This is a genomic window from Pontivivens marinum, assembly GCF_900231835.1.
GTDB classification, from domain to species: domain Bacteria; phylum Pseudomonadota; class Alphaproteobacteria; order Rhodobacterales; family Rhodobacteraceae; genus Pontivivens; species Pontivivens marinum.
In genome coordinates this window covers 124,839-145,147 of record NZ_OCTN01000006.1, presented here as the reverse complement: position 1 = coordinate 145,147, position 20,309 = coordinate 124,839, and the positions used below count along the sequence as shown (strand labels likewise).

The window sequence follows — 20,309 nt, the reverse complement described above, 5'->3', positions numbered from 1 at the left end:
GCGACCCTCGGACAGGGCGCGCGCGAGAGGAGAGTGAGATGAGCCGCAAGCGACGCACCTTTCAAATCGACCTGCCGGACGAACCCGCCGCACCGCAGGGCGCGCCCCGCATTTCCGACCCGACCGGCCCCGCCGGACGGCGTGGACCCATGGCAACGGCCGTGCGTGAAACCGGCAGCAGCCGCGCCGCGCGGGCCGATACGGTGGACGCGATCCGCGCCGAAAATGACCGGCTGGCCCATGAATTTGTGGCGCTGAAAAAGCAGGGCCTGATCGTTGCGCGCATCCCGTTGGACGCGGTGAAGACCAGCAAGCTGATCCGCGATCGCCATACCAAGGCGGATGCGGATTTGCGCGATCTGGTGGCCTCGATCCGCGAGGTGGGTTTGTCCAACCCGATTCAGGTCGAGCAGATCGAGGATGGCAGCTACGAATTGATTCAGGGCTTCCGCCGTCTGGCCGCGTTCCGCGAGCTGTCGCAAGATGACGAAAGCTATGCCACCATTCCGGCGGGCATCGCGCCTGCGGGGCAGGGGGTGGATATGTTGTACCGCCGGATGGTGGATGAAAACCTTGTGCGCAAGGATATCTCGTTCGCGGAAATGGCGACGCTGGCCCGTGATTATGCCATCGATCCGCAGGTCGGCGCGCCCGGTGTGGATGCAGCGATCAAGGTGCTCTATGCCTCGTCCAACGCGCAAAAGCGCAGCTATATTCGGAGCTTTACCATCCTGCTGGAGATGCTGGAGCATCATCTGGAATACCCCGAGGAAATCCCCCGCGCGCTGGGTCTGAGCCTGCGCACGCGGATGTCGCAGATGCCAGAGGTACAGGGCGCCATCGTGCGCGCGCTGCGCGATTTACCCAACCGGACAGTGGAGCAGGAACTGTCGGTGCTGCGCCGTTTCGCCGCCGGTGCCGATGAAAAGCCCGCGCCGAGTGGGCAGGACAAGGACACCATGACCCCCGCGCTCAAGCCGCGTGGCAAGACGACCCTGCGCATTGAGCGGCCCGAGGGCACGGCAAAGCTGGTCGCCAGTCACGGGCGGGTTGAGCTGAAGCTGGACAAGGACTTCTCGGATTACGAGGCCAGCCGGATGGAGCAGGCGGTGCTGTCCTTCCTGCGCACACTCGATTCCAAGTGAGGGTTCCCCGTGGGGAATACGGCAGTATCTCTGTCCTATTCCCTGCGGGGAATTTTACCCACGCCCCGCATATCCATCACGGGTTTGCGGGGTTTTTATATCTAGCAGGTGTCCCGCGACCTGTGTTTTCAGGATCTGCGCGGTGCCGCCGCCAATGGTGAACATGCGCACGTCGCGGTACATCCGCTCCAGCGGTTCCTTGTCGCCATAGCCCCGCGCGCCGAAGATTTGCAGGGCATTGTCCACCACCTTGATCGCGTGATCGGCGGCGAAGGCCTTGGCCCGTGCGGCCATCATCATATCGGGAAAGGAGCTGCCAGTGGGGCCGCGGGATTTCGCGGCCTCGTGCAGCATCAGGCGCGAGGCGTGGACCGAGGTGTCCATATCGGCCAGCATCCATTGCAGGCCCTGAAATTCCGCGATCGGGCGGCCGAACTGGTGGCGTGTTTTCAGGTAGCGGGTGGCGTGCTCCAATGCGCCAGCGGCGACGCCCATGGCGATGGTGCCCGCGCCGACGCGCTGACTGTTATAGGCGTTCATCAGGTCGGCAAAACCACGACGCAGGCCCGAGGGCGGGGTCAGCATCATGTTCGCATCAACATGCAGATCGTCGAAGCGTAGCTCGGCCTCCGGCATGCCGCACAGGCCCATCGTGTGTTCGCGCCCGACCACGCGGAAGCCCCGTGGCGTGACGCCATTGGCGGGATCGTAGTGGACCAGAAAGCCGGTGATGCCCTGTGGAGTGCCGTCCTCCGCCAGCACTTGCGCAAAGATCAGATAGAGTTTCGAAACGCCGCCACCCGTGATCCAATGCTTGTACCCGTTGAGGATATAGCGGTTCCCGACACGGCGCGCGGTGGTGCGCATCTGGGTTGCGGCGCTGCCTGCCTCGGGCTCGGTAATGCAGATCGCAGGCTTGTCCCCCGCCAGAACGAAGGGCGCGGCAAAGGCGCGCTGCGCGTTGGTGCCATAGGCCATGACGGCGCTGATGCCGCCCATATTTGCCTCAACCACGATGCGCGCGCTGAGGGTGCAGGCCTTGGCGATCTCCTCAACCACGGTGACGACATCGAAGAAGGAAGCGCCCTTGCCTCCGAATTCCTTGGGGATGGTCATGCCCATCAGGCCCGCATCGGTCAGGTCACGCACATTGGGCCAGCAATAGGTCCGCGTTTTGTCCCACTCCGCCGCACGCGGGGCGAAGCGGGTGGCCAGCACACGGGCGATGGCGCGATAGGTGTCGGTGGTGCGGACGTGATCCATGGCGGGGCCTTTCTGTGGGAGGTGGCAGGGTAGGGCGTGGATAAATTCAAGCCAATCTAATAGAGTTGCATCACAACTTCAGATGGATTGTATTTGATGAACCTGCGTGCGCTTGAAACTCTGGTGCAAATCCTGACGGTGCCCTCGTTCAGTGCGGTGGCGCAGATCCGCAACATGACCCTGTCCGCCGTGTCGATGCAGATGAAGGCGTTGGAGGCGGAGCTGGGCGTGGAGCTGTTCGACCGCCAGTCCCGCCCGCCGCGCCTGACCCCGCTGGGCCGACAGGTGGCGCTGCAATCGCGCGGGATTCTGGAGGCGCGCGACACCGTAACCACGCTATGTCAGCGCGGTGAGAAACTGGTCGGGCAGTTCCTGATCGGTTTTATCCAGACGGCCAGCGTGCGGATTCTGCCCGGCTTTCTGGAGGCCGCGCGGCGTGAGGCGGCGGGCGCGAGCTTCCAGTTCTCGGCGGGGTTGTCCGAAACCCTGTCCGATTTTGTTGCAGAGGGGCGGCTGGATGCGGCGGTCGTCACGCAGGTCGATCCAATGCCCGCCCATTTGTGCGTGCAGCGTTTGGCGACGGAGGAAATGGTGATGGCGCTGCCCGCGACCCATGCCGATGCGGATCAGGTGCAATTGGAGGCGCAATTGCCGTTCATCCGGTTTCGGCCAAGCACGGGAATCGGGCGGCTGATTTCCGCATCGCTGTCACAGGTGAGCGCCCAGCCGCAGCAGATCATCCTGGACAGTATCGAGGGCACACTGGAATGCGTAAAGCGGGGGCTGGGCTATACCGTTTTGCCGCGACCGGATGTGGAACGATATTGCGACGCGCAGATGGTGATCCGCACAGTCAGCGACCTATATCCCAGTCGTGATCTGGTTTTGGTGACGCGCAATGACCGGCAAAGTGACGGCTGGCGCGACGCGTTGTTTTCGTTGATGGTCACGCAAGAGTAATCTGACCCCTATGGGTTGCGTCATTTGAGTGTTCTTCGATCTTGAATTGATTGTATACGAGCAATAGGGTGATTGCATGATGAATTCTTCTGAACAGCCCGAACATCACTATGATCTGGATACACAGATCGGCTTTCGCCTGCGACTGGCGATGCAGCGCCATGCCGAAATCTTTTTCAACGTGATGGAAACGGGTTTGACGCAGGCACAATATGCCACGCTGGCGCGTCTGTATCTGGTGGGCAGTTGCTCGCAAAACCAGTTGGGCCGCAGTGTCGCCCTGGACAGTGCCAGCATCGTTGGCGTTGTGAACAGGCTAAAGGCCAGCGGTCTATTGACCCGCACCCGTGATGAGGTGGACCGCCGTCGCATGATTATCAGCCTGACGGATGAGGGCCGCGCCTTGGTTGAGCGCGTGATCCCGCTGGCCAAACAGGCCAATGAGGCGACACTGGCCAAGCTGGATACGGCCGAGCGTATGATGCTGGTCCATCTGCTGAACAAGCTGACCGCAGACGATAGCTGAATCACTTTGCTTAGAATGTGAGCAGGGCGCATTTGCGCTGCACTGTCGCTGTGCAGTGATAAGCCTTGTCACATTTTTTGCACAATAAATGCTTGCATACGAGTGAAGTTCGGCCAATGCTTCACCTATGCAAAACGCAAGACACACCCAGTTAAGTCGTTACGAGCTGCCCACGGTCAGCAGTTGCCGGTTGCATCGCAGCCCCAATTTGCACGCCATGGCAGGCCAGTTATGAAGCCGGTTCGTTTCAATCACGTCGCCCCCAGCAGTGTTGAGGAGGCCGTGATGATCCTGCAAAATGCGCAGGGCGACGCGCGCATTATCGCTGGCGGGCAGAGCCTGATGCCGATGCTGAATTTCCGGCTGGCCACGCCGACGCTGCTGGTTGATCTGAACCGGATTGCCGCGCTGTCGGGCATTGGCATGACGGATGAGGGGCTGCGCATCGGGGCGATGACGCGGACACGGGATATCGAGACCAGCGCCCTGATTGCCCAGCATCAGCCGTTGATCGCACATGCCGTGCCGCACATTGCGCATCTGCCCATTCGCAGTCGCGGCACCATTGGTGGCAGCCTGTCCCATGCTGATCCGGCGGCGGAGTTTCCGGCGCTGATGTTGGCGGTGGATGCGCAGATGGTGCTGCACGGGCCGCAGGGCGCGCGGGTGGTTCCGGCGGGCGAGTATTTTCAGGGCTTGTTCGAGACGGCGACGAAATCCGCCGAGATTCTGACTCATATCGATCTGCCCCATTGGCCGGAGGCTCGGCGCTTCGGGTTTCAGGAATATAGCCGCCGTCGCGGTGATTTCGCGCTGGCGGGGATCGCGTTCTGGGCGGACATGGACGGGGATATTTGCGGTGAGTGCCGCGTCGTTGCCTTTGGCGTGTCGGACCGGCCTGTTCGGTTGCACGGGGTTGAGCAGATCCTGCAATCGCACCCGCTGAACGATGCCGATGCGATGTTGCAGGCGCGGGATGCGGTTGACGATCTGCTGGAGCCGGATAGCGATCTGCAAGCCTCGGCCGAGTATCGGCGCATGTTGGCGGCGGAGCTTTTACAACGGGCGGTTCACGCCGCGGGAGGCATGGCATGAGCGATCTGCAAGCTATTCGTTTGAATGTGAACGGGGTCACGCGCGCGGTGTCAGTGGAGCCTTCGGCATCGCTGGCGGATGTGTTGCGGCAGGAATTGCGGCTGACGGCGCTGCATCTGGGATGCGAGCACGGGGTGTGCGGGGCGTGCAATGTCCTGCTGAACGGGCGGGCGGTTCGGGCCTGTCTGACATTGGCCGTGCAGGCCGAGGAGGCGGAGGTCAAAACGCTGGAGGGGCTGTCGGCGGAGCAGATTGCCGTGACGCTCAAGGAATGTTTCCGCAAATTTCGGGCGCTGCAATGCGGGTTTTGCACCCCTGGTATTCTGGTTCTGGCGGTGGATCTGATCGCCGCGAATCCTGATCCTAGCGAGGAGGAGGTGCGCGACTGGCTGTCGGGCAATCTGTGTCGCTGCACCGGATATCAGCCGATTGTCGGCGCGATTATCGAGGCCGCGAAACGGTTGCGGGGGGCGGTGTGATGGCCCAAGGCTCGCTGATCGGGCAATCGCTGCCCCGTGTTGAGGATGATCGCCTGCTGGACGGCGCGGGATGTTATATCGACGATGTGGCCCTGCCCGGCATGATGCATATGGCGATTTTGCGCAGCAGTGATGCCCATGGCCGCATCACCGCGCTGGATTGTTCCGCCGCACGTCTGGTGCCCGGTGTGATCGATGTTTTCACCGCCGAGGATTGGCCGCAGGACATGCCGGTCATTCCTATGCGATTGATCCCGTTGGAAAGTTCCGTTCCGTTTTTGCAGCGTCCCTTGGCGCAGGGCAAGGTGCGTTATGTGGGTGAGCCGGTGGCTGTCGTCGTCGCGCGCGATCGCCGCACGGCGGAGGATGCGCTGGAATTTCTGGAGCTGGAGATCGAGGCCCTGCCGCCCGTTGTCACCCGCGATCAGGCTTTGGCGGCAACCGGTGATGCGCTGATGGTGCCTGAGGTGGGGACGAATATCTCCGCGCAGTACCAGATCGGGCGCGGCGATATCGAGGATGCCTTTGCCCGTGCTGATGTGACGTTGAAAAAGACCTTCCAGTCCCATCGTCACACGGCGGTTCCGCTGGAAACGCGCGGCACGATTGCGGTGTTCGATATTGCGGCGGGCAAGCTGACCATTCATGGCGCGTCCAAGGTGACGTTTTTCAACCGCGCCGAGTTGGCCAAGGCGTTTAACCTGCGCAACGATCAGGTCGATCTGATCACCTCCGATATTGGTGGCGGGTTCGGCGTGCGCGGTGAGTTGTACCCCGAATATTATCTGGCCGCCGAGGCAAGCCGCCGCACCGGTCGTCCGGTCAAGTGGATCGAGGATCGCCGCGAGCATTTCGCCGCCACCAATCACAGCCGCGATGTGGATTGCGAGCTGGAGATTGCGGCCCTGAAGGACGGCACCATTCTGGGCATGCGGGGTCAGGTACGGGCGGATATGGGCGCCTATATTCGGACCAATGGCAATGTTGTTCCGGCCAAGGCGGGGCAGTTTTTGCCCGGTCCGTACCGCGTGCCTGCCTTTGCCTGCGAGGTGCTGGCACTGGTCACCAACAAGACGCCGGTTGGCACCTATCGGGGACCGGGGCGGATCGAGGCGAACTTTTTCCGTGAGCGGATGCTGGATTGTCTGGCGGATGAGCTGGGGATGGACCCTGCCGCGTTGCGCATGAAAAACCTGCTGGGCGCGGCGGAGATGCCCTTTGACACCGGCGATCTGCTGCCCAATGCGCAGAAGGTGGTTTTTGACAGCGGCGATTACCCCGCGACCTTTCGCAAATTGCTGGACGAATGTGATTGGGATGCGCCTGCGCAGGTGCATTCGGATGGACGTTTGCACGCCATGGGCCTTGCCTGTTTCAACGAGAGCAGCGGCGGTGGCCTATATGAAAATGCGCGGATCAGCGTTGCGGCCTCGGGTCAGATTACGGTCAGCACCGGGTCCAGTTCCATGGGGCAGGGGGTTGAAACCGCGATCCGCCAGATTTGCGCCGATGCCCTGTCCATGGCGCCGGAGCGGATTACCGTTGCGCTATCCTCAACGACTTTGCTGTCCGATGGAGTTGGCAGTTTCCACAGCCGCTCGACCGTGATGGCTGGCTCGGCGGTGGGCCAAGCTGCCGCCGAGCTGCTGGATCAGGCGCGGGGTGAGGCGGGGCGTCGTTTGAACGCAGCCCCTGCTGAGCTGGATTACAGCGACGGCGTGTTCAGGGTGATGGGCCAGTCCGATCGCAGCATTCGCCTATCGGACCTTTCTGCCATGCTGTCCGATCAGGGCGGGCTGGACGTGGAAAGCCGCTATGAGCAGGCGCCGCTGGGGTTCTCGTTCGGGGCCCATGCCGCCCATGTCGCGATTGATCCGGGCACCGGCGATATCGAGGTTCTGGATTACTGGGTGGTGGAGGATGTAGGCCGCGTGCTCAACCCCGCCTTGGTCGAGGGGCAAACCATTGGCGGCGTTGTGCAGGGGCTGGGCGACGCGCTGTATGGCGAGCTGGTCTATGACGATATGGGGCAATTGCTGACGGCCAGCTTCGCTGATTACCTGCTGCCCACCAGCACCGAGGTGCCAGATATTCGGGCCGTTGCCACCGGCGATTACCCGTCCCCCCACAATCCATACGGTTTCAAGGGCGCAGGCGAGGGCGGCATTGTTGCTGTTGCGGCAGCTGTCGGAAATGCCATCGCGCGGGCCATTGGCCCCGCTGGCGATGCAATTTGCCAGACACCGTTTCATCCGGAAAAGATTCTGACGCTGCTACATGCGGCCAAGAAAGGGAAACAATAACATGACTATAGATGTTCACGCACATTTCTGTCCTGCGGGATTGTTCGAGGCCCTGCGCGCACGGGGCAAGGATTTCGGGATCGAGCTTGTCGATAGCCCGCCCACCTGCTCGTGCCATTTCGAGCATGGGTTGAAGGTTCGTCCGTTCTTTCCCGGTCTGCTGGATCTGGACCGCCGTTTGGCCAACATGGCGCAGCAGGGCGTTGACCGGCAGGTGCTGTCCACATGGACCGATATTTTCGGATACGGCATGGATGTGGACAAGAACCTGGAATGGCATCGGGTGCTGAATGACAGCCTGTGCGATTTGTCCAACGACCACCCCGATCAGTTTTCGTGGATGGCGTCGGTTCCGTTGCGCGATGGCACCTTGGCGGCGGAGGAAATGCGCCGTGCTGCAAGCGAAGGCGCGGTTGGTCTGATCGTTCCGGGCGCGGTTGAGGGTGAAAATCTGGGCGACTTGCCCTTGGGTGAGCTGTGGTCCGCGTGTGAGGAGCTGTCCACGCCCGTCTTTATCCACCCCGCCGTGCCGGAGGCGCAGCCGCGCACCGGTAAATACGGTTTGAACCAGATCAGCGCCTATACAACGGATACGACGCTGGGCATCGCCTCGATGATCTTTAACGGCGTGCTGGACCGGCATCCTACGCTGGAGGTTCTGCTGTCCCATGGCGGCGGTAATCTGCCCTATCTGATCGGTCGTTTTGACCGCGTGCATGAGGCGATGGACCGCAACAAAACCGGCGATATCGCACAGTTGAAGCCCAGCGAATACCTGCCACGGCTGCTCTATGACACGATCCTGCATGAACCGGCTGCGCTGCAATTCCTGCGCGGATTGGTGGGTGAGGACCGGATGCTGCTGGGCAGTGATATGCCGTTTCCGCCCGGTGATACCGATCCGTTGGCATCCCTGCGTAAGGCGGGCTTTGACGATGCGCTGATCCACAAGATTGCGGAGGAAAATCCAAGGCGGTTCTTTTCCATTCCCTGAGATCGCTAAAACAAAAACACGAATAGGGAATATTCCAAGTCCAACAAGGAGAGTAAGTAAATGAGAAGCTCGTTTAAGAAGCTGACAACTACTTTGATCGCTACATTATCGTTGACTGCCGCAGCATCCGTTGCTCAGGCGCAGGAGCCGCTGACATTGGGTGTAACGGGGCAGGGGTCCACCGTTTATTCGATGGGCGCGCCCTTGGCGCAATTGCTGGAGGCGAACGGCATCCCCGTGCGTCTGCAACCTATGGGCGGCACAACCGCCTATACGCCGCTGTTCGGCACGGGCGAGATTGATATCGGTATCGTCAATTTCTCGGTTCTGCGGTCCGGCTATACCGGTGCGGCGCCCTTCCCGCAGGCAAACGAGGATATCCGTCTGCTCAGCGTGCTGTACCCGTTCATGGTGGGTCTGATCGCGCGTGAGGATTCCGACATCGCCTCGATCGAGGATGTTGCCGGTTTGCGTCTGCCCGGCGGGTTCAACCAGCAGCCCTATATCAACCCCATTATCCGCGCCCTGTTGGCGACCGGCGGGTTGACCACGGATGATGTGGAAGCCGTGCCTGTTCCAACCATCGGTGCGGGTCTGGATGATTTCGATACGGGCCGCATTGATGTGGGCTATTTCGGAATTGGCGGTGGCCGTGTGATCCAGTCGGATTCCGCAGTGGGCGGGCTGAAATTCATCCCTGTGCCTGACACGCCTGAAGCGGTTACCGCGATGAACCAGCATCTGACCGGTGCATTTGTTCACACGCTGGAGGCAGGCTCGTTTGTCGGGATCGACGCGGACACGCCGGTCATGGCCTATGACATGATGCTGGCCGTTGGCGCGGATGTGCCGGATGAGACGGTCGCGCGCATCGCGGAAATTCTGGCGACAAACAAGGATGCCCTGGTTGAAGGGTTCGGCGGGTATGCCGGATTTGAACCGGAGCTGATGGCGAAGCCGGAATACGAAATCCCGTACCACACTGGTGCGATCTCGTACTACGAATCCAGCAATTTGTGGGACTGAAGATTATGAGCCACGAAACCGAGAACGAACAGGTTGACCGGCCAAATTGGCTGATTGCGATTATTGCAGCATTTGTGCCGCTTGCCGCGCTAGCCCAGGCGATCGACCTGCCGCGACAATTCGGTTTCGTGCTTTATAAGGAACAAGTACTGGCGGCGGTTCTAGCCGCCAGTATGGCGCTGGTGTTTATCACCACCCGCGCGGTCAAGGCGGCAAAGGGCGCGCCCGTGCCGTGGTATGACTGGATCGCGGCGGCGGCCAGTGTGGGGACTGTCGGCTACCTCGCCTATAATTATCAGACCATCACCTTTATCATGGCCTATCGACCCACCTATCTGGTCGTTCTATGCGCCGTTCTGCTGCTGCTATTGCTGGAGGCGTGTCGGCGTTGCGCGGGTCTGGGCCTGACGGGGGTTGTGGCGTTTTTCACCATCTATGCGTTCTGGGGCTATGTGTTGCCGCCTGAAATTGCGGCGCAGCAAATCGGGCCGGACCGGTTGGCGATCTATCTGGCGCTGGACCCGAATGCGTTGCTGGGTTCACCGCTGATGATTGCCGTTACCATTGTGACGTTGTTTGTGTTGTTCGGAAACTGGTTGACCTCGGCCGGGGGGACGATCTTTTTCACCGATCTGGCGACGGCCCTGATGGGGCGGCATCGCGGGGGCGCGGCCAAGGTTTCGGTCGTGGGGTCCATGCTGTTCGGGTCGATCTCCGGCTCGGCTGTGGCGAATGTCATGGCGACGGGGGTTGTGACGATCCAGACGATGATCCGCTCGGGCTTTCCACGGCTAAAGGCAGGCGCGGTTGAGGCCGCCGCATCGACCGGGGGTCAGTTGGCACCGCCGATTATGGGGGCTGCGGCCTTTCTGATGGCGGAGTTCCTACAGGTTCCCTACGGCACGATCATGCTGGCGGCGGTTATTCCTGCGCTGTTCTATTATTTCGCGATCTTTGTGGGTGTGGACCTGACGGCGGCGCGTGAGGGTATTCACGGGCTGGATACATCCATGCTGTTGAAAAAATCCACTGTTCTGCGCAAGGGCTGGTTTTTCGTATTGCCCTTTGCGGTGCTGCTCTGCGCGATTTTCATCCTGAACGAACGACCCGAGCGGGCCGTCGCCTATGCCGGTGCTGTCGTAATCGCGGTGGGGATTTTGCTGGGCTATAACGGTCACCGCATGCCGATCAAGGGGATCTGGCGCGCCGTTGTTTCCGCCGGTATGGCGGGCAAGGATATCGTGGTGATCTGTGCCGCCGCCGGTGTTGTTATCGGCGCGCTGAACGTGTCCGGCATCGGGTTTGCGCTGACGATCCAACTGGTCGAATTGGGGGCAACCAGCCTGCTGGCCCTGCTGGTGATCGCGGCGTTGCTGTGCATCATTCTGGGCATGGGGATGCCGTCCACGGGGGTTTATGTTCTGCTGGCGGCGCTGGTGGTTCCGGCCTTGATCCGCAGTGGGGTTGAGCCGCTGTCGGCCCATTTCTTCGTGTTCTATTTCGGCATGTTGTCGATGATTTCGCCGCCTATCGCGCTGGCCGCATATGCGGCGGCGTCGCTGACCGGTGAGGGGCCGATGCGCACTGCCGTTGCGGCCTGTGCGTTGGGGTGGACCGCCTTTGTCGTGCCGTTCCTGTTCGTGTTTTCGCCCAGCCTGCTGATGCAGGGCAATGTTGCGCAAATCGCGCTGGCCGTGATGACGGGGCTGGGCGGTATCGTGATGATTACGGGCGCCTCGGTCGGGTTCTTGATCCGGCGGATGGGCGTTTTGCATCGGGTGATTTCGGCGGTGGCGGGTGTTCTGCTGCTGATCGATTTCTCGGATGTTGTGATGAGCATCACGGTGAACGCAGCAGGGGCCGGAGTGGCCGCAGTGCTGATCGTGACGGAGCGCCGCGCGCAACACGGTGCGGCGCCACAGCCCGCCACTGACCTATAAGAGAGAGGAATTCCCATGGAAATTCATGGCACGCAGCGCGTTCGCGCGTCCCGTCAGGCCGTTTGGGTCGCGCTGAATGATCCAGCGGTTCTGGCGCGGTGTATTCCGGGGTGCACATCCTTGGTCGAAACGGAGCCGGACCATTTCACAGCCGAGGTGACGCTGAAGGTCGGGCCGATTTCGGCGGTTTTTCGCGGGTCAGTATCGCTTGAAGACAAGCAAGAACCGGAAAGCTGCAAGATCGTCGGATCGGGCAGTGGCGGGGCCGCAGGCTTTGCCAAAGGGTCCGCTTTCGTGACTCTGGCCGAGGATGGCGAGGCAACAAATGTTGTTTACGACATCGATATCGAGACGGGCGGAAAGATGGCCAGTCTGGGTGCGCGCATGATGAAACGGGTCATTGATTCGAATATTGAGTCATTCTTTGAGGGGCTTGCGCGGGAGCTAGAGGGCGGCGCCCCCGTTGCAGCCGCCCGCACAGGCCGCGTCGAGGGCCCTGTTGCGGCGGCATCTGCCCCGCTGACATTGCAGATCCTGGATCGTGTGGCGTGGTTCGGGGCCGGTATCGGGGCTACATTGGCCGCGATTGTAATTAGTCGTGGTTTTTAGAAAATAAATGCTTGTGTACGAGCATTAATGGAGGCAAGTTGAAATCGTAGAGGATAGGATTTCAAAATGGCCACCATCAGTGCTCCAGACGGATGCCGTCTATATGTCGAGGAAACCGGGGAGGGGGAGCCGATCCTCTTTCTGCATGAATTTGCGGGCGACCACCGCTCGTGGGAACCACAGGTTCGGCACTTTTCGCGCGCGCATCGCTGCATAACCTTTGCCGCGCGCGGCTATCTGCCTTCTGACGTGCCGGAGGAGGCTTCGCGGTACAGTCAGGAGGCAGCACTGGCCGATGCCATGGCCATTCTGGACGAGCTGAAAATCGAAAAGGCCCATATCGTCGGGCATTCCATGGGCGCCTATACTGCGCTGCATATCGGTCTGCGTTATCCGGATCGGTGCCTGTCGGTTTCCGCGCTTGGTTGCGGATGGGGTTCGACCCCCGGCATGCGTGAGGAGGCGGCGAAGTCCTGCGATAGCATTGCAGAGCTGTTCCGCGAGAACTCCATCACCGAGGCCGCGGCGGTTTATGCGCGGTTCCCCATGCGCAAAACCTTTGAGGCGAAAGACCCCCGTGGCTTTGCCGAATTCGAGGGCATGCTGGCCGAACATTCGGCCCAGGGGTCGATCAACACCATGCTGGGTCTGCAAAAAATGCGCCCCACGCTGTTGGATATGGAGGAAGACCTCAAATCCTTCGTTCCGCCGCTGCTGGTGGTTCTGGGCGACGAGGATCATCCCTGTATCGACGGCAGCCTGTTGTTGAAACGCACAGTGCCCACCGCCGCATTGGCGATGATCCCGCGTGCGGGCCACACCATCACAACCGAGGAGCCTGCCGCTGTAAACGCGGAGCTGGAGGCGGTTTTTGCCGCCGTCGCACAGGGTTCGTGGATGTGCCACCGCGAGGCACCCGAGGCATGAGCGGTTCCGTCGATCTGCTGTGTGACGGCGCCATAGCCGAGATCGTGTTGCGCCAACCTGCGCGGCGCAACGCGATTTCAGCCGCGATGTGGCAGCAGATCGTCGGGATTGCCACGGGCGATGCGCTGGACGGAATAGCCTGTGTGGTGATCCGTGGTGCGGGCGCGGTGTTTTCCGCCGGTGCCGATATTACCGGTTTTGCCGAGGCGCGCGGCGCGGATAGTGCCGGTGATTATGATGATCTGGTCGAGCATGCCGTGCGCTGTGTCGAGGCGCTGCCCATGCCGGTTATCGCCGCAATTTCAGGGCATTGCATCGGGGCAGGGGCGTCGCTGGCCTGTGGATGTGATCTGCGCGTGGCCGAGGAATCCAGCTATTTCGCGGTGCCCGCAGCAAAGCTGGGTCTGGGATATGACCCGCGCGGTATTTCGCGGTTCCGCCGGATTTTTGGCGATGTGGCCACGCGCCAAATTCTGTTTTCCGCGGGTCGGATGCCTGCCGCCCGTGCCTATGAGCTGGGCGCGGTTTCGGTGCTGGCTGCGGACGGTGCGGCGCGGGATGAGGCGATGGCCATGGCGGCGCGCATCGGGGCGAATGCTCCGTTGACGATCCGCGCGGCCAAATTCGCCCTGCGTGAAATCGGTGGCCAATACGAGCCGTCAGCCGAGGCGGTGGAGATGGTCGCACAAGCCGATCGCAGTGCCGATTACGCCGAGGGGCGTGCGGCCTTTGCCGAGAAACGCTCGCCTGAGTTCAAGGGGGAATAGCGTGACATATCGAAACGTTATCGACGCACTTTATCAGGGCCGCACAGCGCAAAGCGCGCTGTTCATTCAGCCCGATGGCGCGATTATCACCACGGCGGATGCCCATGTGCGCATCGCTATGTTTTCCGCCGCTCTGCGCAAATGCGGTGTGCAGGTCGGGGATCGGGTGACGCTGAAGGTTGCGAAATCCGTTGATGGCATTCTGATCGCCCATGCGATCCTGCATGCCGGCGCGATCCTGCATCCGTTGAACGAGGCCTATACCGATGCGGAGATCGGCAGCTTGCTCGCCGATGCGCAGCCTGCCCTCGTCATCTGTGATCCGGCGGAGGCTGACCGGTTTGCCCCGCTGGTGCAGGGCGCGATGGTGCATACGGTTGCGGCGGGTGCGGGCAGTTTGCTGGACCTATGCGATCCGGCGTTGGCCCCTGTAGCGGCCAGCGTTCCGGCGCAGCATGACGGCGCGGCGTTGCTCTATACTTCGGGCACAACGGGTAAGCCCAAGGGTGCGTTGATCACCCATGGCAACCTGATCGGCAACGCGCAATCGCTGGCGAAAATCTGGCAGCTAGGCCCCGATGATGTGCTGTTACATGCGCTGCCGATTTACCATGCCCACGGGTTGCTGACCTCGATCAACGTGATGTTGGCATCGGGCGGCGCGCTGCGGATGCTGGAGAAATTCGAGGCGCCGGCGGTTCTGGCCGCGCTGTCCCGGACCACGCTGATGATGGGTGTGCCAACGCATTACGCGCGTTTGCTGGCCGAGGCGGATCTGGCGAAATCTATCGGGGATAGGTTCCGGTTTGCGATCTCCGGTTCCTCGGCTCTGCCTATCGCGCTGGCCGAGCGGTTTCTGGATGTTACGGGCGTGCCGTTGCTTGAGCGTTATGGCTCCACCGAGGCGGCGATTGTTGTTGCCGTGCCGCCGGATGCCACGGACCGCTTGGGCTGGGTCGGGTGGCCATTGCCCGATGTTTCCGTCCGCGTTCGGGCCGAGGATGGCACCGCTGCGGCGCAGGGTATCGGAGAGCTGGAAACCACCGGTCCCCATGTTTTCGCAGGGTATTGGCACAATCAGGCCGCAACGCAGGATGCCCTGACCGCCGATGGCTGGTTTCGCACCGGTGACATCGCGCAGATCGACGATACCGGCTGCGTTCGTATCCTTGGCCGGTCCAAGGATCTGGTCATCACCGGCGGGCTGAATGTCTATCCAGCGGAGGTTGAAAACGCGCTGACGGCCTTGCCTGAAATTGCAGCGGCTGCGGTGTTCGGCGTGCCCCATCCCGATTTTGGCGAGGCTGTCGTCGCGGCGGTTGAGCTGGTCGTCGGCGCCACATTGGATGAGCGCGCAGCCATCAAAACGCTGCGCCAAACGCTGGCGGCCTACAAAACGCCCAAGCGCATTCTGGTCCAGACCATCCCGCGCAATGCCATGAGCAAAATCATGAAACCAACACTGCGTGACACCCACGCAGCCCTGTTTGTGCCGTCGCAATAGGCCGACCGCGCAATCCGTAACTACCACCATCCGAAATCCAACAGTGAAAGAGGGAAAAATCATGGAACTGAACCTGACAGGAAAGACTGCTGCAATTACCGGCGGCAGCGAAGGTATCGGCAAAGCAATCGCAATGGGTCTGGCCAAAGAGGGCGTTGATGTCGCGATCTGCGCCCGTCGTGCCGGCCCGCTGGAGGAAACTGCCAAGGAAATCCGCGAAGCAACAGGCCGCAAGGTTGTTGTCATCACGGCTGACCTGACCAGCGCGGACGATGCAAAGGCCTTTATCGAGAAGGCAATCGCCGAGTTGGGCCATATCGACATCATGGTCAACAATGCCGGTTCCGCACCGGGCGGCGTGATCGAAACCCTGTCCGAGGAAGACTGGGCACAGGCGCTACAGTTGAAGTTCATGGGCTATGTCCGTTGCCTGCGTCACGTTCTGCCGCACATGGTTTCGCAGGGCGGTGGCCGTGTTGTGAACCTGATCGGCAATGATGGTGTGAAGCCGTCCTATTGGGAAATCGCACCGGGTGCGGCGAATGCTGCGGGCCAGAACCTGCTGAAATCGCTGACCGGTCAGTACGGCAAGCACAATATCAGCTTTGCCGCTGTAAACCCCGGCCCCGTACGGACCGAGCGTTGGTCCGGTCTGGTTGATGCGATGTCGCGTGACATGAACATCAGCCACGAGGAAGCAGACAAGCTGGCACCGGACTCGATCCCCTTGGGCCGGATTGCCGAGCCTACGGAAGTTGCCGATCTGGTCGTGTTCCTTGCCTCGCCCAACCAGCACTACGTCAACGGCACGATGATCGAGGTTGATGGTGGTCAGGAAAAGACCCTGATGGACCGTTCGCGCGATAACTGATGTTGAGAAATCTTGCACCTTTGGATGGCTGCGTGGAGCGGCTGCACAGGGCCGGTGGCTCTGGCCCGTTGCACGGTATCCGTCTGGCGGTGAAAGATAATATCGAAGTGGCCGGCGCGTTGTTCAGCGCCGGTCATCCCCTGTTTCGCGACAGGCGTGGTGCCGCAACCGCACCGGCCGTTGCCGCGTTGCTGGCTGCGGGGGCCAGTTTGTCGGCCATGACCGCAACCGATGCGGGCGGGTTTGGCGTAACGACTGCGGGCGTTTTGAACCCGCGCTATCCCGAACGGGTCGTTGGTGGATCATCGGGCGGCAGTGCCGCGATGGTGGCCGCGGGACGGGTCGATCTGGGGCTGGGCACCGATACCGGTGGCAGCGTGCGGATTCCTGCGGCGTGCACGCGCCTGTGGGGAATGAAGCTGCGCCACGGGGCCGTTTCCGCCAGTGGTATGTGGCCCATGGCGGCGGGGCTGGATTCCTTTGGCTTTATCGCCGCGAAACCCGAAATTATCAGCCGCGCGGTTTGCCTGCTATTGCCCGCGCCTGCATTGCGCAGGGTGCCGACGCGGCGGATTGCCTATGTGGACGGTGCCGGTTGGCGGCGCGACCGCGTGACCAGCCATGTTTTTGCAGCCGCGATTGCCGCATTGCCCGATCTGGGGGTTGAGGCGGTCCGTGTGGCCCTGCCCGAGCGTGCCAGGCTAGGCGAATGCCACGCGATCCAGGTCCTGACCGAGGCGCAGGACGTTTACCGTGAGATCACCGATCATGACCAATTGGCCCCGGCCACCGCCCGTGCTTTGCGTGCGGCGTTGCAGATTACGGATGCGCAGCGGCAGGTTGCGACCGCGCAGATTGACGCGCTGAACGCGCAATTCGAGGCGCTGTCAGGTGAATTTGACGCGCTACTTTCGCCGACCTTGCCGGTATTGCCGCCGAAAATCGGCCAGCGGCGGGTGCGGTTGGACAACCTGCCGGTGCTGTCGGCGCTGACGGCGGAAACCTGTCTGGCGAACCTGACGGGGCGGGCGGCGATTTGCGCGCCGGTTGGTCCTGTCTCGCTGCAACTGACCGGTTTGGCCATGTCCGAACACGCGCTGAGCAGCCATGGCGCGGACCTGCTGTGCGGGCTGGCCGCCCATCCGTTGATACAGAATACATAGCTAAAGGAAGCCCTGATGCCCAAAGACACAATCGCCCCTGAACTGTCCAAATTCGACTGGCCCGATGCCTTGCGTTTGGAAACACGCCTGTCCGAGGATGAGCGTATGTTGCGCGATGCGGCCCATCAGTTTGCGCAGACCGAATTGCAGCCGCGCGTCATTGATGCCTATCGGGATGAGGTTTCGGCCCCCGAACTGTTCCCCCTGATGGGCGAGGCGGGCCTGTTAGGTGTGACCATCCCCGAGGAATATGGCGGGCTGGGCGCGTCCTATGTCACCTATGGCTTGGTCGCGCGTGAGATTGAGCGCGTCGATAGCGGCTATCGCTCGATGATGTCGGTGCAATCCTCGCTGGTGATGTACCCGATCTATGCGTACGGGACCGAGGCGCAGAAGCAGAAATATCTGCCCGGTCTGTGCGATGGCTCGTTGATCGGGTGTTTCGGTTTGACCGAGCCGAATTCCGGCTCCGACCCCAGTTCCATGGCCACGCGCGCCGAGAAAATCGACGGCGGCTATCGCATCACCGGCACGAAGATGTGGATCTCGAACAGTCCCTTTGCCGATATCTTCGTCGTTTGGGCCAAATCCGAAGCCCATGGTGGCAAGATCAAGGGCTTCGTTCTGGAAAAGGGCATGCAGGGTCTGTCCGCCCCCGCGATCAAGGGCAAGCTGAGCCTGCGCGCCTCCACCACCGGTGAGATTGTCATGGACGGTGTCGAGGTGGGTGAGGACGCCCTGCTGCCCAATGTCGAAGGGTTGAAGGGCCCGTTCGGCTGTTTGAACCGCGCCCGCTACGGCATTGCGTGGGGGGTGATGGGCTCCGCTGAATTCTGCTGGCAGGCCTCGCGCCAATACGGGTTGGACCGGACGCAATTCGGCAAGCCCTTGGCCCAGACGCAATTGTTCCAGAAAAAGCTGGCCGATATGATGACGGAAATCTCGCTGGGGCTGCATGCCGCGCTGCAAGTGGGACGTCTGTTCGATATGGGCGATGCCGCGCCGGAGATGATCTCGCTCATCAAACGCAACAATTGCGGCAAGGCGCTGGATATCGCCCGCATGGCGCGGGACATGCATGGTGGCAACGGGATTTCCGAGGAGTTTCAGGTCATCCGTCACATGGTCAATCTGGAAACGGTGAACACCTATGAGGGAACCCATGATGTTCACGCGCTGATTTTGGGCCGTGCGCAAACTGGCCTACAGGCGTTTTTCTAAGCGGCAATTGGGGGCGCGGTTACAGCACCGCGCCCATTTGCCATGGTACGAATTCAACGCCGCCAAAGCCCTGCGCCTCGCTCTTCGACGCCTGACCGCTGGCCACGGCTATCAGGGTTTCGAAGATTTCCGCGCCCTTATCCGCCAGTGACACGCCGTCAACGATATCGCCGCAATTTACGTCCATATCGTCGCTCATCCGTGTGTACATATCGGAGTTCGAGGCCAGCTTGATACAGGGCGTCGGCATATAGCCCGACACCGATCCGCGCCCCGTGGTAAAGGCGATAAGGGTGGCCCCTGACGCGACCTGACCCGTGACGGAGCAGGGGTCATAGCCGGGGCTGTCCATAAACACGAAGCCCTTGGCCGTTAGCGGTGCGCCATATTCGAACATGCCGGACAGGGGGGCCTGACCGCTTTTGGATACGGCGCCCAGTGATTTTTCGAGGATAGTGGTCAGCCCGCCCCGCTTGTTTCCCGGGCTGGGATTGTTGTCCATTTTCGAGCCGTGGCGGGCGCAATATTCCTCCCACCACGTCAGTTTATCCACCAGCGCTTGCCCGATTTCGGGGGTGACGGCGCGGCGGGTCAGCAGGTGCTCGGCCCCGTAAATCTCGGACGTTTCGGACAGGATCGAGGTTGCGCCATGCTGCACCAGCATATCCGACGCGACGCCAAGCGCGGGGTTCGCCGTAAAGCCGGAATAGCCGTCGGACCCGCCGCATTGCATGCCCAGCACCAGCTCCGAAATCGGGGCCGGTTGGCGACTGGCGCGGTTGGCGAATTCGGCCAGTGAGGCCAGATGTTCCACCCCGCGATCAATGGTGCGCCGCGTGCCGCCGCTTTGCTGGATGGTCATATAGCGCAGGGGGCCGTCGGCGGTGATCTGCTGGCCCTTGACCAGATCGGCCAGTTGCAAGACCTCGCAACCCAGACCCACCAGCAGGATGCCGCCAAAGTTGGGATGCGCGGCGTAACCGGCCAGCGTGCGCAGCAGGATGTCGTAGCCGTCGCCGCGATTGGACATGCCGCAGCCGGTGCTGTGCACGATGGGCACGATGCCATCGACATTGGGATAGGCGTCGAGCAGGCCGGATTTGGTGGCCTCCTCGGCGATGAACCGCGCCACCGATCCGGAGCAGTTCACCGAGGTCAGCACCCCGATATAGTTGCGCGTGCCGACCCGCCCGTTGGCGCGGTGATAGCCGTCAAAGGTGCGGTCCTGCACAACCTCGGGCAGGGGCTGCACGGCGGAGGAGAAGGCGTAATCCACGTCGTGGCCGCTCATATCCATGTTGTGATCGTGGACATGGCTGCCGGTTTCGATGGGCTGCGTTGCCTTACCGATGATCTGGCCATAGCGCAGCACATGCGCGCCCTGTGCGATATCGGCCACCGCGACCTTATGCGAGGCAGGCACGTCTGTGCGGGCGATGTCCTGACCGGCGGTCAGCGGGCCAAGCGCGATTGCGACATTATCATTCGGGTGCAGCAGCAGGGTTTTGGCGGACAT

The 20,309-nt window shown here is 61.5% G+C and carries 18 protein-coding genes; 16 read left to right on the top strand and 2 right to left on the bottom strand.

Annotated features, from left to right (window positions below):
- The first annotated feature begins 38 nt into the window (after window positions 1-38).
- On the top strand, window positions 39-1,145 hold the full coding sequence (locus CR254_RS13990) for a ParB/RepB/Spo0J family partition protein (protein WP_097931041.1): 1,107 nt from the start codon (window positions 39-41) through the stop codon (window positions 1,143-1,145).
- Between the two features lie 54 nt (window positions 1,146-1,199).
- Here the strand turns inward: CR254_RS13990 and acdA are convergent, their stop codons facing one another.
- The gene (acdA, locus tag CR254_RS13985) at window positions 1,200-2,408 is read right to left on the bottom strand and encodes a 3-sulfinopropanoyl-CoA desulfinase (protein WP_097931039.1); all 1,209 of its coding nucleotides are present in this window, start codon (window positions 2,406-2,408) and stop codon (window positions 1,200-1,202) included.
- A 96-nt stretch (window positions 2,409-2,504) separates the two neighbouring features.
- Here acdA and CR254_RS13980 point away from each other — a divergent pair, with 96 nt between their 5' ends.
- From CR254_RS13980 to CR254_RS13910, 15 genes are all read left to right on the top strand, one after another.
- Window positions 2,505-3,368: a LysR family transcriptional regulator gene (locus CR254_RS13980; protein WP_097931037.1), complete on the top strand. Its 864-nt coding sequence runs from the start codon at window positions 2,505-2,507 to the stop codon at window positions 3,366-3,368.
- A 76-nt stretch (window positions 3,369-3,444) separates the two neighbouring features.
- A complete protein-coding gene (locus tag CR254_RS13975; RefSeq protein ID WP_097931035.1) occupies window positions 3,445-3,894 on the top strand; it encodes a MarR family winged helix-turn-helix transcriptional regulator in 450 nt (149 codons plus the stop codon).
- Window positions 3,895-4,125: 231 nt separating this feature from the next.
- The gene (locus tag CR254_RS13970) at window positions 4,126-4,989 is read left to right on the top strand and encodes an FAD binding domain-containing protein (RefSeq protein WP_097931033.1); all 864 of its coding nucleotides are present in this window, start codon (window positions 4,126-4,128) and stop codon (window positions 4,987-4,989) included.
- Entirely contained in the window at window positions 4,986-5,468 is a 483-nt protein-coding gene (locus CR254_RS13965) for a (2Fe-2S)-binding protein (RefSeq protein WP_097931031.1), read from the top strand. The genes CR254_RS13970 and CR254_RS13965 overlap by 4 nt, the downstream gene beginning before the upstream one ends.
- A complete protein-coding gene (locus CR254_RS13960) occupies window positions 5,468-7,771 on the top strand; it encodes a xanthine dehydrogenase family protein molybdopterin-binding subunit (protein ID WP_097931029.1) in 2,304 nt (767 codons plus the stop codon). The genes CR254_RS13965 and CR254_RS13960 overlap by 1 nt, the downstream gene beginning before the upstream one ends.
- A gap of 1 nt (window position 7,772) precedes the next feature.
- On the top strand, window positions 7,773-8,765 hold the full coding sequence (locus tag CR254_RS13955; protein WP_180956010.1) for an amidohydrolase family protein: 993 nt from the start codon (window positions 7,773-7,775) through the stop codon (window positions 8,763-8,765).
- 60 nt (window positions 8,766-8,825) lie between these two features.
- Complete coding sequence (locus CR254_RS13950; protein ID WP_097931026.1) at window positions 8,826-9,791, top strand: TAXI family TRAP transporter solute-binding subunit; 966 nt, start codon at window positions 8,826-8,828, stop codon at window positions 9,789-9,791.
- Between the two features lie 5 nt (window positions 9,792-9,796).
- Entirely contained in the window at window positions 9,797-11,731 is a 1,935-nt protein-coding gene (locus CR254_RS13945; RefSeq protein ID WP_097931025.1) for a TRAP transporter permease, read from the top strand.
- Window positions 11,732-11,746: 15 nt separating this feature from the next.
- Window positions 11,747-12,340: an SRPBCC family protein gene (locus CR254_RS13940; protein ID WP_097931023.1), complete on the top strand. Its 594-nt coding sequence runs from the start codon at window positions 11,747-11,749 to the stop codon at window positions 12,338-12,340.
- A 66-nt stretch (window positions 12,341-12,406) separates the two neighbouring features.
- Window positions 12,407-13,267, top strand: coding sequence for an alpha/beta fold hydrolase (locus tag CR254_RS13935; RefSeq protein ID WP_097931021.1), 861 nt, complete (start codon window positions 12,407-12,409; stop codon window positions 13,265-13,267).
- Window positions 13,264-14,034, top strand: coding sequence for an enoyl-CoA hydratase/isomerase family protein (locus CR254_RS13930; protein WP_097931019.1), 771 nt, complete (start codon window positions 13,264-13,266; stop codon window positions 14,032-14,034). Before CR254_RS13935 ends, CR254_RS13930 begins: the two co-directional genes overlap by 4 nt.
- 1 nt (window position 14,035) lies before the next feature.
- Window positions 14,036-15,538 (top strand): AMP-binding protein, encoded by a 1,503-nt coding sequence (locus CR254_RS13925; RefSeq protein ID WP_180956009.1) that lies wholly within the window; start codon window positions 14,036-14,038, stop codon window positions 15,536-15,538.
- A 61-nt stretch (window positions 15,539-15,599) separates the two neighbouring features.
- Window positions 15,600-16,409 carry an SDR family NAD(P)-dependent oxidoreductase gene (locus CR254_RS13920; RefSeq protein ID WP_097931015.1) on the top strand — a complete coding sequence of 270 codons (810 nt, stop codon included), beginning with the start codon at window positions 15,600-15,602 and terminating at the stop codon, window positions 16,407-16,409.
- Window positions 16,409-17,572 (top strand): amidase family protein, encoded by a 1,164-nt coding sequence (locus tag CR254_RS13915; protein WP_097931013.1) that lies wholly within the window; start codon window positions 16,409-16,411, stop codon window positions 17,570-17,572. The genes CR254_RS13920 and CR254_RS13915 overlap by 1 nt, the downstream gene beginning before the upstream one ends.
- Before the next feature lie 15 nt (window positions 17,573-17,587).
- Window positions 17,588-18,793: an acyl-CoA dehydrogenase gene (locus CR254_RS13910; protein ID WP_097931011.1), complete on the top strand. Its 1,206-nt coding sequence runs from the start codon at window positions 17,588-17,590 to the stop codon at window positions 18,791-18,793.
- Window positions 18,794-18,812: 19 nt separating this feature from the next.
- Here the strand turns inward: CR254_RS13910 and CR254_RS13905 are convergent, their stop codons facing one another.
- Entirely contained in the window at window positions 18,813-20,309 is a 1,497-nt protein-coding gene (locus CR254_RS13905; protein WP_097931009.1) for a UxaA family hydrolase, read from the bottom strand.